Below are 16,330 nucleotides of genomic sequence, written 5' to 3' on the forward strand. Positions count from 1 at the left end.
ATCACAAGGGTTTGGGGTTACAAACTAATTTATGTGTTAAACGCAGATTTAAAGGGATAACATTAGATGTGCTTGAAAGCTGAACAAGAGAGTCGCCCTGTCTACTTACTTTAAAAACGTCCTGATATACACCAGACCGGAAGCATCCTTCGGGACCTTTCAGGCTAAAATCGGCATTGCAAAAGTTACCCTTAATGCGCATCGTATCGTTCTTTTGCTCATAGGTTCCACGGAAATACTCTGCCCATTTTCCGGCGTTCATGCAGGTATCATAGCCATTATTAACCTTGCTAAAGCTACGGATAGTGCCGTAAACGGAGTCGCAACTAAACTTAAACTCATATAGCGAGTAGTTAAGCAGTTGATTTTGCATAGCAATAGTATCCTGCTTCCATTCGCCCTGCAATGAAGCTTCGCCTTTGCCCTGAAAGCTTGGGTTCAATGAGCAGCTTGCTAAGGTTAAAGCTAAAAGGAGAAAGGTAAAAGCTTTTTGCATTTGCTTAATTAAAAAAGAACTGTCATTCTGAGCATAGCGAAGAATCTTATAAAAGCGGTTAGCAATGCGTACAAGATTCTTCGCTGTCGCTCAGAATGACAAAATAATTTGGACTGTTATTTCAAGCTGCCAATCATATCCTCAGGGCGTACCCACTCATCAAACTGCTCGTTAGTGAGGTAGCCTAAGCCTATAGCCGCCTCGCGCAATGACGAGCCGTTGTTAAGCGCTGTCTTAGCTATTTTAGCAGCCTTTTCATAACCAATATGTGGGTTAAGCGCCGTTACCAGCATCAACGAGTTCTCCAGGTGTTTTTTTATACCCTCGTAATTTGGTTCAATACCAACAGCGCAATTATTATTGAATGATACGCATGCATCTCCAATTAATCTTGCCGATTGCAGGAAATTAGCGGCCATAACGGGTTTAAATACGTTCAGTTCGTAATGGCCGTTTGAGCCCGCTATTGATATGGTAACATCATTACCCATTACCTGTGCCGCAACCATGGTTACCGCTTCGTTTTGGGTAGGGTTAACCTTGCCCGGCATAATAGATGAGCCAGGTTCGTTATCCGGAATATGGATCTCGCCAATACCAGAACGCGGACCAGAAGCCAGCATACGGATATCGTTAGCAATTTTCATTAATGATACGGCTATCTGCTTTAAAGCGCCGTGGCTCTCTACAATAGCATCATGCGCGGCCAATGCTTCAAATTTATTTTCGGCGGTGCGGAAAGGCAAGCCTGTAAACTGCGCTATATATTCTGCTACTTTAACATCATAGCCCTGTGGCGTGTTGATGCCGGTACCAACAGCGGTACCGCCTAAAGCTAATTCTGATAAGTGATCTAATGTATTACGCAACGCTTTTAAGCCATGGTTCAATTGTGAAACATAGCCGGAAAACTCCTGACCTAAAGTAAGTGGTGTAGCATCCATCAGGTGCGTACGACCGATCTTAACCACGCTTTTAAATGCTTCAGATTTTGCCTGCAAAGTATTGCGTAACTTCTCAATGCCAGGGATGGTAACATCTATCAGCATTTTATAAGCCGCGATGTGCATAGCAGTTGGGTAAGTATCATTTGATGATTGTGATTTGTTCACATCATCATTAGGATGAACAAAGGTTTTGCCTTCGCCCAGTTGGTTACCTGCAATAACGTGCGCACGGTTAGCAACAACCTCATTCACGTTCATGTTTGATTGCGTGCCCGAACCCGTTTGCCAAATTACCAGCGGAAACTCTCCTGCCAAATCGCCGGCTAAAATCTCATCACATACTTTGCCAATCAGGTCGCGCTTTTCAGCGGGTAATACACCCAGATCTGTATTGGTGTATGCAGCGGCTTTTTTAAGGAAAGCAAAAGCTTCAATAATTTCTGTTGGCATTGATGCTTCTGCACCTATTTTAAAGTTATTGCGCGAGCGTTGGGTTTGCGCGCCCCAGTATTTGTCTGCAGGTACCTCTACAGGCCCCATGGTATCATGTTCGGTTCTGAAACTCATTGGTATTGTTATTTTTTTACGCGGCAAAGGTAGGGCTAAAAGGCTTGCTAAATAAATTTTTATGTGTAAAAATTTGCTGAGGGAAATCGGTTAAAAATCAATTATTACTTTACTCTTTGGCGCTAATCACCCCAAATACTAATCGCCGGTGCTTGTTTACTGTTTACCGGTTGTGTAAGTTTAGCACACTATGCAGTTTTACATCAATTATTAACACCTAAAACTAAACAGACATGAAACTGCACATTAGTAAAATTATAGCAACCGGCTTTATATGCCTTATATATACTACAGCTCCCGGGCAAAAAATTAAAATTGACACCGCCATGCTACCCAAATACTGGAATGGTTACGGCGTCCATTATATCGGTTTAAACAAATCTCCGGCGGTGCAAAGGGCCATTATTAATAAAGAAATATTAAAGCGAAGCTTAGCTAAAGAGCATTACTTTTTTAGCCAGTCGGCTAAACTTTTAGGGATAGGCTTTACTGGTGGCAGCGGTAAGAAAAGCGAAATTTACAGGGGACAACAAGGTGATAACAGCATTATTATTGATGGCAATTGCGCTGTGCAGTTTGCCGCGGCTGATATTACCCCGGCAAATGCTAAAGACTTTAGATACCACGTTGTACAAAACAACAGAAAAGAGTTAGTATCATGGACCAAACCCACTGTTTTTAAGAAAACAGCAGACGGTAAAATAACTTACGCTTATCTGGGTAGATTTGATTATGTACCCGGACAGGTATTAAAAGTTGAAGTATATAATGTAAATAATTATGCCTACTCTGACGCCGCATTTATTGACTGGCGTAAGGCAGAAAAGCCGGAGATTTATAGCGCAATACAATACTTTTCGGCCAAACACCCCTTGCCCGACGGATCACTGTATGCAAAATATTTGACGGATACACAGCGAACTGTAGAAACTTATGGGAGAATGATAGGTGAAAAATATGTTAGCTTTCAACGGCCCGTGAGTGTAAAAGATTTTATTGAGACCATTGATAAAAACGATATAAGATTCAGGGCAGATGACTCTGTAAAGAACGTGAGCTTTCATTTACTAAACCGGGATATCGCCTATAACAATAAAGTGACGCTTACCAGGCCTACCGAAAACGGCACCGAAACGATTCAACTGGGCGAAGCAAATAACAGGATAGAGGTTATTAAAGATATTTGGAGAACACCCGGAAAATATAAAATTACGTTTACCCCATGGCTTGTAAAACACGGCGGGTGGCCGGTTCACAAACTTGACAGTTTAGCCACCAGCATTACCTTTACAGTATTGCCTGCGGAAAAAAAATACATCCCTTTAAGAACAGTAATATCTATTATCCTTATTTTGATGACCGCCGTAGCCATAAATTTTACACTTTATCGTAATAGGCAAAAACGTAAGCTGGCGCAGGAGGCGCAAAACAGGCAGATAGCTACCCTGCAACTGCAATCGGTAAGATCCCAATTAAACCCGCACTTTATTTTTAACGCTTTGGCAGGTATACAGAACCTGATCAATAAAAATGCTATTGAGGATGCCAACAAGTATCTCACCCGCTTTGCCAGGCTTACCCGTAACGTGTTGGATGATGGCCAGAAGGATCTGATCAGCATTGAAAAAGAAACTGATCTGCTAAACGATTACCTGCAAATGGAGCAAACCCGCTTTGGTTTTAATTATAACCTAAAGGTTGACGAGCGGTTAGACCTGCAAATTGAGATCCCGGCCATGCTGCTGCAACCCTTTGTAGAGAACGCTGTAAAACACGGCATATCGGCACTGAAAGAGAAAGGACAAGTGGATGTTTCAATAACCCAAAGCGACAATGGTATTTTATTGAAAGTGCGAGACAATGGCAACGGCTTTAAGGGTGATTTGGCTAATGGAAAGGGAATAAAACTTTGTCGCGAACGTATTACATTGCTTAACAGCATTCATAAAAATACGCATATCTTGCTGCATATAGATCCATCTGATAACGGCACTGTAATAACCATTGAATTAAAAAACTGGCTATAAAAAATGAGAGCAATTATTGTTGATGACGAAGTGTCAAACCAGGAAAACCTGCAGCAGTTGCTTAAAGTTTATGCAGCTGATGTGCAGGTGGTAGCGGTGGCGGGCGACGTTAACGAAGCCGCCATCGCCATAAAAACACACCGTCCCGACCTGGTTTTTCTGGACATTCAGTTACATGGGCACTCGGGTTTTGATTTGCTAAAGCAGCTTGACGAAATAGATTTTGCCATAATTTTTGTTACCGCTTATGATCAATATGGCATACAGGCTATAAAATTTGCAGCATTAGATTATTTGTTAAAGCCAATAGATATTGACGAGCTTACGGCTGCTTTGGCAAAGGCCCAAAAGGCGCTACAAAAAAATAAAAAGCATGAACGCCTGGACCATTTGCTGGAGTTCCTTAAAGATGAAAAACAGGTTAGTCCGCGCATTGCTTTGCCTATGTTTGGCGAAACGCGATATGTAAATGTGAGTGACATTATGCATTGTGAAGCCGATAACACTTATACCCGCTTTTTCTTGAAAGATAGCGAAAAGGTGCTGGTATCAAAAACGCTGAAAGAATATGCAGATATGCTGGAGCGATACAACTTTTTGCGAACGCACCAAACCCACCTGGTTAACATGGCCTACATTAAAAGCTGGATTCGCGAGGATGGCGGCAGCCTGTTGCTGAAGGATGGCACAAAAATCCCCATTTCAAAGATCAACCGCACTAAAGTGAAGGATATGCTGGCAGCGCAGTTTAAACTGTGATGGGCTTTCGCTTAACCCTTATTATTCATCATACTAAATAATTCAACCGCCTGCACAGCTTCCTTTACATCGTGCACCCGTACAATAGATGCGCCTTTTGTTAGCGCAATGGTGTTCAAAACGGTAGTACCATTTAGGGCCTCATCAGCGGTAATGCCTAAAGTTCCGTAGATCATTTTTTTACGGGAAACGCCTGCAAGGAGTGGCAGGCCTAACTGCTGAAACTCCGCCAGTCGGCTCAATAGCGCGTAACCATGCTCGGGCTTTTTTGCAAAACCAAAACCCGGGTCTATTATTACATCATTAACACCTAATTGCCTTAGCTTATGAATGCGGGTGTTGAAGTAATCAAACACTTCATTAAATACATCCTCATATTCTGCTAATTGCACCATGGTTTTGGGGTTACCTTTCATATGCATTAATATATAAGGTACTTTAAGTTTGGCAACGGTGGCAAACATCTCATCATCCAGTTGCCCGCCCGATATATCATTGATGATATGCGCACCCGCGTTAATTGCCGCCTCGGCCACCTTGGCGCGAAAGCTGTCAATAGATAAAACAGCAGTCGGTAAGTTCCCGGCAATTACTTCAACCGCAGGCAACAGCCTGTCCAATTCCTCCTGTACAGAAATATCATCCGCGTCGGGGCGAGACGAGTAAGCGCCAAGGTCAAGAAATGTAGCGCCACCATTCATCATTTTTTCTGCCTGTTGCAGGGCATCATCAACACTTTGGTTGCGGCTCCCTTCAAAAAAAGAATCGGGTGTGAGGTTAATAATACCCATCACTTTCGGCGTACTCAAATCAATGAGTTTGCCCTTGGCGTTAAGGGTTATCTTTTTATGAAAAAATGTATCTTTAGCCACTGTTTGTTGAAATGTTACAAAGTTGGAATGTTGTAAAGTTACTTCATATCTTCAACTTTTAATTAATAACGCGAAACCTCCCCGGGGCGCAACATGTGGTTTAATACAAACCCTGCACCGCGTTAAAAACTTACAACACACAACCTCCAACTTACAACATAATTAGAGTGAGCAATACATCAACCGAATACGACGCAGTAATAGCCATAAGCAAAGGGCTTTTTATGCAGAAAACGCATGACTATGGTACAGCCTGGCGTATCCTTCGCCCTGAGTCTATCACCGATCAGATCTTCATAAAAGCGCAGCGCATCCGCACGCTCGAAGAAAAAAAAGTATCAAAAGTTGATGAGGATATAACAGGCGAATACATTGGCATAGTTAATTATTGCATAATAGCCATGATGCAATTGGAATGTGACGAAAACGCACCGGTTGAACTTGCGGCAGATAAAGTAAGTGATTTATTTGATGAAAAAGCGACTGAAACAAAGGAACTGATGTTTGCTAAAAATCACGACTACGGCGAAGCCTGGCGCGAAATGCGCATAAGTTCATTAACTGATCTGATACTGATGAAATTGCGCCGGGTTAAGCAAATAGAAGATAATGAAGGCCTAACCCTGGTATCCGAAGGTATAAAAGCTAATTACCAGGATATATTAAATTACTCAGTATTCGCATTGATAAAATTGGGAGTAAAATGAAAAATGGCCTGATATGGTTTTGCCGCATTTTTGTTGGCCTGCTGTTTATATTCTCGGGCCTTATCAAGATCAATGATCCCTTGGGCTTCTCCTATAAACTGGAAGAATACTTTGAGGTTTTCCATATCACCTTTTTAAACGGCCTGGCTTTAAGCTTATCTATTGTTCTTTGCGCTCTTGAAATCATTATGGGTTTCGCCTTGCTTATTGGGGTACGCGCTAAACAAAATGTTTGGGGGTTATTGCTGCTCATTATTTTCTTCTCTTTCCTTACGTTTTACTCAGCAGCATTCAAAGTGGTGCAAACCTGTGGGTGTTTTGGCGATGCCATACCATTAACCCCTTGGCAATCTTTCAGCAAAGACCTTATTTTATTGTTGCTGATTTTGGTTTTGTTTAAAAACAAAGAAAGCATTAAACCCCTTTTCAGCGCTAAAACAGGCGACAAGCTGCTGATAGCAGCTACAGTAGTTGCGTTAGGGTTTGGCCTGTACACTTACAACTTTTTACCGGTGATAGACTTTTTGCCTTATAAGGTTGGCGCGAATATTCCGGATGCCATGAAAACGCCTCCGGGCGCTATTCCTGATGAATACCAGGTTAATTATAACCTGAAAAACAAAAAAACCGCCGAGACCAAAGAAGTAACCGATAAGGAATACATCAGCAGCGGTATTTGGAAGGATAGCAACTGGGAAGTGGTGGGCAACCCGGAAAGCAAGCTGATAAAAAAAGGTTTTACGCCTAAAATACAGGACCTGATAATAAAGGATGCACAAGGCAATAACTACACGCAGGAGCTATTAGCTAACCCATTTAACAATTTGTTTATTGTTGCTTATGATCTGAACCACACAGACACTGCCGCCATCATTCGTATAAATGCCCTTGCCATTAATTTAACGCGAAGCTTTAATACCCGCACCATTTTGCTTACTTCGGCCGCGGCAACAGAGGCAGAAGCATTTGCCAAACGGTACCATTTAATAAGCGAAATTTTTTATGCCGACGGTGTTCCGCTTAAATCAATGGTAAGAGCCAACCCGGGCGTACTATTATTAAAGGGCGGCACTATTATAAACAAATGGCATTACCATACGGTGCCCGCCTATGATGATCTGGTAAAACAATACTTTCCGCAGCAATGATAGGCCGCTACCTGCTTCGCAAGTTTTTTTACAGCCAGGCAGTTATGTTAGGCATAGTGGTGGTAGTCTTCTTCTTATTCAATGTACTCCCTGTTGATCCCGCCCGTATGACGCAGGGCCAGCGCGGCGATGTGCAATCATTACAAGCCGTACGTAAAGAGTTTGGTTTAGATAAGCCATTGCACATTCAGTTTGCTTATTATATTAATGATCTTTCGCCCGTTGGCATACATTTAAAAACAGACAGGGAGCGATATAAATTTGTACCGCTAGTTTCTGTATCTGCTACAAAAACTATAGCATTAAAATGGCCCTACCTGCGCCGTTCCTACCAAACCAGTAAAGATGTTGTCTCGCTATTGTTAGAAGTTGTTCCCAATACGCTGGTGCTGGCCACTACAGCTATGGTCTTTGCAATTGTAATAGGCATTTTTTTAGGGGTTTTAAGCGCCCTTTACAAGGAGACCTGGGTTGACCGCCTAGCACTGGCGTTTTCAACCTTGGGGATATCTGCTCCGTCTTTTTTCGCAGGAATTATAATCGCGTGGATCTTCGGTTTCGTGTTAAGCAATTATACGGGGCTAAACATGTCCGGCAGTTTATATGGGTACGATCCTTTTAAAGGCGAAGTAATTAATTGGAAGAACCTGATATTGCCCATGGTAACGCTTGGTTTACGGCCACTGGCAATTATAGTGCAGCTTACACGCAATGCCATGTTAGATGTTTTAAGTCAGGATTATATTCGTACCGCCAAAGCAAAGGGGCTTAGCCGCGGCGCTATTATTTACCGGCACGCGTTGAAAAACGCGCTTAACCCTGTTGTTACCGCTATTGCCAATTGGTTTGCGTCATTAATGGCGGGTTCTTTTTTTGTGGAGTACATTTTTGGCTACAACGGCTTAGGGAAAACAACTGTGCACGCGCTTGAAATGTCAGACTTTCCGGTAGTAATGGGCGCTATATTGTTCATCGCCTTTATTTTTGTGATGATCAATATCCTGGTTGATATTGTTTATGTTTGGATAGATCCGAGAGTTAAATTACAATGAAAATATTTTTTGTGGGCTTTATGGGCTGCGGTAAAACCACCTGGGGCCGTAAACTGGCTAACAGGCTGGAGTATGATTTTATTGACCTTGATAAGGTATTTGAAGAACAGGTGGGCACCACTATTACCGAGTATTTTACCGAGCACGGGCAGGATGCCTTTCGCTTATTAGAATCAAAGATGCTTAAAGAAACGCCATACCCCGAAAATGTTGTGGTTTCAACCGGCGGCGGGCTACCGGTATTTTTTGATAATATGGACTGGATGAATGCCAATGGCGAAACCCTCTACATAAAATTGAGTCCGGCAACTTTGGCCGAACGTTTGGATAAAGGCAAAACCACCCGCCCACTTATATTAGGCAAGCACGGCGATGAACTGGTAGCCTTTATTACCGAAAAGCTGGCCGAACGCGAAAGCTTTTATGAGCAGGCTACCCATATTGTTGACGGCATAACCATGACGCCTGATTCCTTAGCAGAACTGGTAAATCCATCAGCCTAAAACAGCGTTGTTTGTTTGCCGCCTTTAGGGATAAACAAAGTATGATCTAATGGCGGCATTTCCCTGCCTGCCAGAAAACGGTTACAAGCCATTTTAAACAACTGCTGAATGGATTGCGCTATTTGCCCTTCCCCACTCATTCGTCGCCCAAAATCACTGTCATTTAAATTGCCACCATGGCAAGCCTTAATGGCGTTAAGTACCTTTTCGGCTCTGTCCGGAAATGCTTTATAGATCCAGTCTGTAAAAATTTCAGCAATACTACCGTTCAATCTAACAATAGTAAACCCCGCAGACATGGCCCCTCTGTCAGCCGCCGCTTTAATAATATCGGGTACTTCGTTGCTGTTCAATCCGGGAATAATAGGAGCAGCCATTACCCTAACCGGAACCCCTTTTTCGGCCAGTTTTTGAATAACGCCTAACCTGCCGCTTGCCGTTACCGTGCGCGGTTCCAGCTTTTGCCGTAGCTGCTCATTTAATGATGTGATAGATAAATTTACATGGATAAGGTTAAGCCGGGCCAGTTCGCTTATAATATCCAGGTCGCGCAGTATTACATTGTTTTTTGTGATGATGCTTACCGGGTTTTTGTATTGAAGGAAGATTTCCAGCAGCTTGCGGGTTATTTTAAGCTTGCGCTCAATGGGCTGGTAACAATCCGTATTCCCGGACATCATAATGGTAACCGGCTGATAGTTTTTCTTATTAAAATAAGATTCGAGCAATTCGGGCGCATTCCTTTTTACTACAATCTTGCGCTCAAAATCAAGCCCGGCGCTAAAGCCATAATATTCGTGGCTGTTGCGCGCGTAACAATAAATGCAGCCATGCTCGCAACCTTGATAAGGATTGATAGAATACATATGGCTCAGATCAGGGCTGTTTGATTCGCTTACTATCTTTTTGGGCGTTTCTTCAAAAAGTTGCGTAGCGCTGTTCTCTAACAATGGCTCGTCTAAACCCTCTATGTGGTCAAGAACATATTTACGTTTTAAAAACTTGTTGTCTGTATTTACCTGCGCCCCGCGCCCCTTAAAAAATTCGGGATTCTCCTGATGTGCCATTACACAAATTTGCTAAAATATTTAGCAAATTTGTGTAATGTATAGAAATATTGTTACGCGGCCGTTAACACAAAAAATCCCCCATTATGGGGGATGCCCTTAACTAATAGTTTAGCTACATTTACGGTGCGCAATTTTTTCATCTACTAATAAAATGAAAGTATTAAATAAATACGCTTTTACCTGTATCACGTTTTTACTATTGTTATCCGGCCTCCTGTTTATTTCAGGCTGCAAAAAACACAAAGAGCCATATCCCGATGATACAAAAACTGTAACAGATACAGAGCCGGTAGTAACCGGTACCATGGGCGGTGGAAATTTCGGGCCACCTAATAGTGGTTTTATTGTTGTCGGGCGCAACTTCAGCAAGGATTTCAGAGAAAGTAAAATAATGTTTGGCAACTTAACTGCTAACGCAATAGCAGGCGACGAGTCCTTTATATCAGTTAATGTGCCGGATAACGCGGTTCCGGGAGGTTATGGCATAACCGTTATTACTAATGGTAAAAGCATTGTAGTTCAGGGCATGGGGTTTGGCGTTGAGGCACCCAAGCCAAAACTGGCTGACTGGCTGCGCGTCGCCGGTGCTATGCGGGGCAGTAAAATGGCGATATATGGCTACACTTTCAGCAGTAATATAGCCAGGACCAAAGTAACCCTTAACGGTAGCCCTGTAGTTATAGATTCGGTAGATGTAGGGGCGGTATATTTTACTATACCCAACAACGCAACCAGCGGAGAACTGGTACTAACTACTTATGATAATTTGGTGATGAGCTATGACAAGGATTTTAAAATTCTCCCTTCTACCCTAACCAGCGTTAGCACCGGCGCCTCCCGTCTAAAAAACATTTCAATTGATGCTGCCGGCAATTTTTACGGCACCGTAAATAATACGGTAGTACAGGTAACAACCAGTGGTGTTACTACAACTTTGGCTACAATAGGCAATGTGAGCACTTTGATTCTGGGGAGCACCGCGGTTGACGCCAGCGGAAATATATATGTATCATCCGGTACTTCTTACACGGCTAACGGCAAATTTGAGCCGACCGAAAACAGCTTTAAAATATTTAAAATAACCCCGGCAGGCACTTTAAGCGTTTTTGCGGGCAGCACACAGGGATTTACTGACGCGCAGGGTGTTAATGCTAAATTTTTAAGTCCTACCTGTTTGACCATTGATCCATCTACCGGCAATTTATACGTAAATGACGCGAAGGTGATCAGAAAAATAACACCTGCCGGCGAGGTAAGCACGTTTGCGGGTCATAACGAATCGTCTGGACATGGTGATGTATTTGTAAATGGCCTGGTACAATTTGATGGGCAGGGCGTGGCTGCCAGGTTTGTTGATATAACAGCAATGGTTTTTGACACCAAAACTAACACCTTGTACCTTACAGACGGAGGCGGCAGAACTTTCAGAAAAGTTACAGCATCGGGATTGGTTAGTACCATACCCCTAAGCCTTGAGGGAGGTTTAGGCAGTAATACAATAATTATAAATTCATCGCTTGTAACCAATATGGCAGTAAATGCAACAGGCACTATTTATTTATCAAACGGCAGGTATCTGTATAAAATTAAAGATGCTGTAAGCTCAAACACTTACCTAAACCCTGTAAGCGGGAGCGATATTACCGGATTGACAATGGATAACGCAGGTAATATTTATGTAAGCAATGCCAAAAACTTTCCGTTTTACCCATCAATAGGTGCTATTTACAAAATAGTTCCGTAATAGTTTTGTGCCTTAAAAACATCGGGGGCCAGGGGGTGTTTTCCTTTAAATAGACTATGGCTTCGTTTATAAAGCGTTTATTAACCCCTACTGTAATAAAACTGGCTAATAAATATTCAACAAGGCCAGATAAACGACGTGTAAATAGCGCCCTGTCCAAACTTTATCAGCAAATAATAACCAACCCCGGCAAACGTGGGCTGGTTATTCCGTTTGATGGAAAAAAAGACAAATTCATTGTTCTTTCAGATCAGCATAAGGGTAGCCGGGACGGTGCCGATATATTTACGCGATCATCAAAAAATTACCTTGCTGCCCTTGATCATTATGACCGGGAAATGTTTACCTACATTAATTTGGGTGATAGCGAAGAATTGTGGGGTAATACGTTTTTAGCTGTTAAAAAACACAACAAGGCAACTTTTGAAAACGAAAAGAGATTTATAAAACGCAAAGCTTTTGTAAAGATATTTGGCAACCATGACCTGTACTGGGATAATGATCCGCTGGCTGCTTTAAGCCTGATGCAGATATATGGCGAGGCCATTCCCATATATGAGGGTATTGTATTGCAAACTGTTGCAGACAATCGCGCAATTTCTGTTTTTATGACGCATGGCCATCAAGGAGACCTGCAAAGTGATGGCAACTGGTTTAGTAAATGGTTTGTATCAAATATATGGGGCCCAACACAGGCGTTTTTGGCTATCAATCCTAATACACCTGCTAACAACCAGCAATTAAAAACCGATCATAACAGACTGATGTATGAATGGAGCGCTAAGCAAACCAATACACTGTTGATAACCGGGCATACGCACCAGCCCGTATTCAGATCTTTTACCGAACTGGAAAGTATTTACGAAAAACTTGCCCATGCCCGTGCTGCCAATAACGTAGAGGCGATAACGCTGCTGCAAAACAAAATAACGGCACTGCACCTAAAAGGCGATGTGGTAACGGATTTTAGTGCCTACCTTGATACTTACTTTAATACCGGCTGTTGTTGTTTTGATGATGGTGATATTACGGGAATTGAAATTGCCGATGAATGTATCAGATTGGTAAAATGGGAATATAGCGGCAGGGTAAGTGAACGTAAAGTTTTGGAAGAATGCAGATTGAGCGATTTGAAACTTTAAACCTCTATTAATTTGTTTTTTATAGCATACAACACCAGGCCCACGCGGCTTTTTATCTGTAGTTTTTCAAAAAGCTGGTCGCGGTAACCATCTACCGTGCGCACGCTGATGCACATCTGGTCGGCAATCTCTTTGTAGGTAAGCTCTGTGCCCGATAATTTGAGGAACTCTATTTCCCGGCTATTTAATTTGATCGGATCGGCAGGCTTATTAATGTTGGTGATGAGGTGGCGGGTAACAAAGGCGGGGAAGTATACCTCGTTTTGCGACACGTTATTTAACGCCTGTTCAAACTCGTGCGGGTCGGCATCTTTTAATAAATACCCTTTAACGCCCAGTTTTACCATGGCCAGTACTTTTTCAGCATCCTCAAACATGGATAATACAATAATATGGATCCCGGGATAATTGCTGCGCAACCATTTGGCGGTGGCTATGCCATCCATTTGCGGCATGTTAATATCCAGTAAAACTATATGTGGCTTTAGTTTAGGTGATATTTTCCGGATGAAATCCTGGCCATCCGAAGCCTCAAATAGAATGTTATAACCTTTTAGTTCATTAACCAACGCGGCAATACCGCTTCTGAAGAGGCTATGATCATCAACTAATGCTATTTGGAGGATTTCCATCAGCGTACAATTGTTTTTTATTAGGGTTTAAGGTAACATTTAAGCTGCAGCCTTTGCCGGGCGAACTGTAAAGCATAGTTTCAGCGCCCATCATTGCTGCCCGGTTTTCCATGTTTTTTAAGCCCGAGCCGGTGTTTCCTGTCAGCTCTTCGGGCGAAAATCCCATGCCATCATCCTCGATGGTCAAATTAAACAATTGTTCAGAATATTGCAAGGTTATATTTATCCGGCTTGCCCGGGCGTGTTTCAAAGTATTATTTAACGATTCCTGAAAAATGCGAAAAAATACGAGTTCGCGTTGCGCACCCAAACTATAGTTATCCCCCTCTATCCTTAAATTTATTTGTATTATACCACTGTTGTTTATCCTGTCCGCTTCGCTCTGTAACGCGTTTAACAGGCCGTGTTGCATAATATGTTCAAAGTTCAGGCTTTTTGAAAGGTGTCGCAGATCATTAATGGCGCGGGCTATAAGATCGCGGCTCTCGTTGATCTTTTTCTTCTGGGCATCGGCATTTATGTTTGCAGCAAGGGCCAGGTTAAGTTTAACAAATGATAATACCTGGGTAATGTTGTCGTGAATTTCGCGGCCTACGTTGCTAAGCGTTTGTTCCTGTACCTCTATATGCGTTTTTAGCAGCTCTTGTTGAAAAACGCCTTTGAGATGCTCTTTCTCTTCAATATGCTTCTTTTTACGCTTGTTATATATGGTTACATAAACAACCAACGCCAGCGGTGCCAACAAAAATATAAAGGTGGCAAGTAGTATTATTTGTTTGATGTTATCCATCTTTTACAGATAAATGCGTAGCTCCAACAACCGTATAAAATTACTATAAGCAGGTCTCTTATGTAAAATAAATATAGTTTATTACCCGTATATGATTTTAAAAGGTACGTGTAAAACAGGTTAAAAGCCGTTGTTCCGAAAAAGAAGAACAACGTACCCGTTACCCACCAAAACTCCGGGAGGCTCTTAAGGTCTGCATACTCTTCGCTTTTAAGTAACACGTAATAGTAATATAAACTGTATACAACTAACAGCACAGACATTGCAGAATAAGTTGTTGAGTTAAAATTGAAGATGCCGGCATCGTTCGTCAGCAGTTCGTAGATGTAAAACAGGTACAAAAAGCCTCCTCCGGCAAGTATCAATACTTTACTATATGCTGCATATTTTTTTAAAATGCCGTTGAACACCGCTACAAAGACTCCTATTTGTATAGGCAATAGTAAATTATACAGCCATACAGTTGAATTTATAGGGATGGGATTGGCCCGATACAATGCCTTGAGCGGAATGCTGGCAAACTCAACCATTGTAATAAGCAGCAGAAACGGTATTAATAAGCGCCAGTGTAACTCCTTCGTTTTAAAAAGGCATACCAGCGCCGTAATGAGACATATCAATTCGGCGCTGGTATACATTGTAAAATATTTAGACATTCCGCTATCGCAAGTTAATCACATAAAATAGGGCATAGGCCGCCATTATTTTGCGGCGGGCCTGCAGAACCACCTCCATCAAGCGCGTTTACACCTTTTGCCTTAGCAAGCGGTAAAGGGTCGCAATTAAAATCATCCATACCGTTTCTGTCAACATAAGTTAACACAATGGTGTTTCTGCCCTCATAACTTGGCTGGCCCGGCGGGGTATATGTTTTATCAGGATATGTGCCAAAATAAACCCTTATGCCATTAAAGCTCTTTTCCTTTGCCATGTTTTTAAACAGGCTTAATGGCAGCCAAATAGCATTAGTATTCATGTTTTTGCCATCAAATTTTTGTATCATTTTTTCGGCGTAGCTTCTTGGTAATGATCCGGGTGTAAGTTTACAACCATTTTCCAGATCGGGGCAGGTTGGGCATTTATCATATAAAACTGCTCCCGGGTCGGTTCCTTTTTTATTTACACGTAGCGTTACAATACGGGCGGTGTCAAACAGCGCCTCATCATGGTCATAATAGTCAGTGTGTTTATTAGCTGCAGAACCGGCTTTAGTTGTTACCGGCAATAACATCGTCTCCGCATCCGTGGCTGATTTTTTTCCGAGGTAAAACCTTATACCATCCGCATTGCCTCCCTCTTTTTCCAGATAAGCCAGAATTTTCTCAACCATGCGCCTGTTAAAAAAATAGCTGGCATTTTCAACAACCATCCCCTGGCCTTCCATGGCTTTTTTGTAGGTTGCAATTAAAGCGCTGGCTTCGGTAGAATCAACATTGTTAAGTGTCTTTTTAACAGTGACGCCGGAGGTAGCTACCTCTACAGTGCGGGCTGTAGTGGCCGCAGAGGTATCATTGCTTTCCGCAGTTTTCTCATCACCGCCAGATTTACATCCCGCCATTACTGTTACAGCGAGCATTAGGTAAAATAATAGTTTTCTCATCATTTTTTAGGGTTAGGGTAATCAGCGAAGTTACAACCAAAGCAATACACCTATACACCGTTTTTTCACGGTATTTTACGTGTAAATCCCTGTTTAAAATGCCGTTAATTACTGCTGCTTTAATAGCAGTAATTAACTGACATTTGGTTTAAGCAATAAGCATTGCTAACAGTACAATGAAATAAGTAGAAATAAATACTATCAGAAATTAAGGGCCGGATACTTCCCTTTTTACAATGATTAGTCGACAGACAAATAGTTTTTACAATAAGTA

The 16,330-nt window shown here is 42.2% G+C and carries 16 protein-coding genes; 8 read left to right on the forward strand and 8 right to left on the reverse strand.

What is annotated here, in order from left to right:
- Position 1: 1 nt before the first annotated feature.
- Positions 2-496: a fumarate hydratase gene (locus ACFQZS_RS17870; RefSeq protein WP_377102348.1), complete on the reverse strand. Its 495-nt coding sequence runs from the start codon at positions 494-496 to the stop codon at positions 2-4.
- Between the two features lie 116 nt (positions 497-612).
- Positions 613-2,010: a class II fumarate hydratase gene (gene fumC, locus ACFQZS_RS17875; protein WP_377102350.1), complete on the reverse strand. Its 1,398-nt coding sequence runs from the start codon at positions 2,008-2,010 to the stop codon at positions 613-615.
- Positions 2,011-2,243: 233 nt separating this feature from the next.
- On the opposite strand from fumC, the gene ACFQZS_RS17880 reads away from it, so the two are divergent.
- Together ACFQZS_RS17880 and ACFQZS_RS17885 are read left to right on the forward strand one after the other, a co-directional pair.
- Positions 2,244-4,037, forward strand: a complete 1,794-nt coding sequence (locus tag ACFQZS_RS17880) for a sensor histidine kinase (protein WP_377102352.1) — start codon at positions 2,244-2,246, stop codon at positions 4,035-4,037.
- Positions 4,038-4,040: 3 nt separating this feature from the next.
- Entirely contained in the window at positions 4,041-4,796 is a 756-nt protein-coding gene (locus tag ACFQZS_RS17885; protein ID WP_377102353.1) for a LytR/AlgR family response regulator transcription factor, read from the forward strand.
- Between the two features lie 11 nt (positions 4,797-4,807).
- On the opposite strand, the gene folP is transcribed toward ACFQZS_RS17885, so the two are convergent.
- On the reverse strand, positions 4,808-5,668 hold the full coding sequence (gene folP, locus ACFQZS_RS17890) for a dihydropteroate synthase (RefSeq protein ID WP_377102354.1): 861 nt from the start codon (positions 5,666-5,668) through the stop codon (positions 4,808-4,810).
- A 224-nt stretch (positions 5,669-5,892) separates the two neighbouring features.
- On the opposite strand from folP, the gene ACFQZS_RS17895 reads away from it, so the two are divergent.
- Genes ACFQZS_RS17895 through ACFQZS_RS17910 form a run of 4 tightly spaced genes read left to right on the forward strand, consistent with a single transcriptional unit; the run spans position 5,893 to position 9,078 of the window.
- The gene (locus ACFQZS_RS17895) at positions 5,893-6,375 is read left to right on the forward strand and encodes a DUF1599 domain-containing protein (protein ID WP_377102711.1); all 483 of its coding nucleotides are present in this window, start codon (positions 5,893-5,895) and stop codon (positions 6,373-6,375) included.
- Entirely contained in the window at positions 6,372-7,523 is a 1,152-nt protein-coding gene (locus ACFQZS_RS17900; protein WP_377102355.1) for a BT_3928 family protein, read from the forward strand. The genes ACFQZS_RS17895 and ACFQZS_RS17900 overlap by 4 nt, the downstream gene beginning before the upstream one ends.
- The gene (locus ACFQZS_RS17905; RefSeq protein ID WP_377102356.1) at positions 7,520-8,575 is read left to right on the forward strand and encodes an ABC transporter permease; all 1,056 of its coding nucleotides are present in this window, start codon (positions 7,520-7,522) and stop codon (positions 8,573-8,575) included. Before ACFQZS_RS17900 ends, ACFQZS_RS17905 begins: the two co-directional genes overlap by 4 nt.
- A complete protein-coding gene (locus ACFQZS_RS17910) occupies positions 8,572-9,078 on the forward strand; it encodes a shikimate kinase (RefSeq protein WP_377102357.1) in 507 nt (168 codons plus the stop codon). The genes ACFQZS_RS17905 and ACFQZS_RS17910 overlap by 4 nt, the downstream gene beginning before the upstream one ends.
- On the opposite strand, the gene ACFQZS_RS17915 is transcribed toward ACFQZS_RS17910, so the two are convergent.
- Positions 9,075-10,145 carry a PA0069 family radical SAM protein gene (locus ACFQZS_RS17915; RefSeq protein ID WP_377102358.1) on the reverse strand — a complete coding sequence of 357 codons (1,071 nt, stop codon included), beginning with the start codon at positions 10,143-10,145 and terminating at the stop codon, positions 9,075-9,077. The two genes, ACFQZS_RS17910 and ACFQZS_RS17915, sit on opposite strands and share 4 nt — an antisense overlap.
- Before the next feature lie 154 nt (positions 10,146-10,299).
- On the opposite strand from ACFQZS_RS17915, the gene ACFQZS_RS17920 reads away from it, so the two are divergent.
- Positions 10,300-11,892 (forward strand): hypothetical protein, encoded by a 1,593-nt coding sequence (locus tag ACFQZS_RS17920; RefSeq protein ID WP_377102359.1) that lies wholly within the window; start codon positions 10,300-10,302, stop codon positions 11,890-11,892.
- Positions 11,893-11,948: 56 nt separating this feature from the next.
- Positions 11,949-13,034, forward strand: coding sequence for a metallophosphoesterase (locus tag ACFQZS_RS17925; protein WP_377102361.1), 1,086 nt, complete (start codon positions 11,949-11,951; stop codon positions 13,032-13,034).
- Here the strand turns inward: ACFQZS_RS17925 and ACFQZS_RS17930 are convergent.
- From ACFQZS_RS17930 to ACFQZS_RS17945, 4 genes are read right to left on the reverse strand one after another with little or no spacing between them, the layout of a single operon-like run.
- Positions 13,031-13,666: a response regulator gene (locus tag ACFQZS_RS17930; RefSeq protein ID WP_377102362.1), complete on the reverse strand. Its 636-nt coding sequence runs from the start codon at positions 13,664-13,666 to the stop codon at positions 13,031-13,033. The two genes, ACFQZS_RS17925 and ACFQZS_RS17930, sit on opposite strands and share 4 nt — an antisense overlap.
- Positions 13,638-14,456, reverse strand: a complete 819-nt coding sequence (locus tag ACFQZS_RS17935) for a sensor histidine kinase (protein WP_377102363.1) — start codon at positions 14,454-14,456, stop codon at positions 13,638-13,640. The genes ACFQZS_RS17930 and ACFQZS_RS17935 overlap by 29 nt, the downstream gene beginning before the upstream one ends.
- Positions 14,435-15,112, reverse strand: a complete 678-nt coding sequence (locus ACFQZS_RS17940; protein WP_377102364.1) for a hypothetical protein — start codon at positions 15,110-15,112, stop codon at positions 14,435-14,437. Before ACFQZS_RS17940 ends, ACFQZS_RS17935 begins: the two co-directional genes overlap by 22 nt.
- Positions 15,113-15,126: 14 nt before the next feature.
- A complete protein-coding gene (locus tag ACFQZS_RS17945) occupies positions 15,127-16,059 on the reverse strand; it encodes a hypothetical protein (RefSeq protein ID WP_377102365.1) in 933 nt (310 codons plus the stop codon).
- Positions 16,060-16,330: the final 271 nt, after the last annotated feature.

It is taken from the genome of Mucilaginibacter calamicampi (assembly GCF_042676765.1).
GTDB classification, from domain to species: domain Bacteria; phylum Bacteroidota; class Bacteroidia; order Sphingobacteriales; family Sphingobacteriaceae; genus Mucilaginibacter; species Mucilaginibacter calamicampi.